Origin of the sequence: Bacillus cereus group sp. N14, assembly GCF_016483555.1 — a bacterium.
GTDB lineage: Bacteria > Bacillota > Bacilli > Bacillales > Bacillaceae_G > Bacillus_A > Bacillus_A wiedmannii.
The window spans coordinates 1-323 of sequence record NZ_JAEHBQ010000077.1; the positions used below are offsets into that span (position 1 = coordinate 1).

The window sequence follows — 323 nt, forward strand, 5'->3', positions numbered from 1 at the left end:
TATGCGCCCGTAGCTCAATTGGATAGAGCGTTTGACTACGGATCAAGAGGTTAGGGGTTCGACTCCTCTCGGGCGCGTTTTCTTTCGGGAAGTGGCTCAGCTTGGTAGAGCACCTGGTTTGGGACCAGGGGGTCGCAGGTTCAAATCCTGTCTTCCCGATAATTGTTTGGGGCCTTAGCTCAGCTGGGAGAGCGCCTGCCTTGCACGCAGGAGGTCAGCGGTTCGATCCCGCTAGGCTCCACCAAAAAGTTCTTTGAAAACTGAACGAAACAAACAACGTGAAACGTCAATTTTTATTTTTAGATGCTAGACAAACTAACTTT

The 323-nt window shown here is 50.2% G+C and carries 3 tRNA genes; all 3 read left to right on the plus strand.

The window, feature by feature from the left end:
• Positions 1-3 precede the first annotated feature (3 nt).
• The 3 genes from JDS82_RS29135 to JDS82_RS29145 all read left to right on the plus strand — a co-directional run bounded on the left by JDS82_RS29135 (position 4) and on the right by JDS82_RS29145 (position 244).
• A tRNA-Arg gene (locus JDS82_RS29135) sits at positions 4-77 on the plus strand.
• Between the two features lie 8 nt (positions 78-85).
• Positions 86-159, plus strand: a tRNA-Pro gene (locus tag JDS82_RS29140).
• A 9-nt stretch (positions 160-168) separates the two neighbouring features.
• Positions 169-244, plus strand: a tRNA-Ala gene (locus JDS82_RS29145).
• The last annotated feature ends 79 nt before the right edge of the window (positions 245-323 follow it).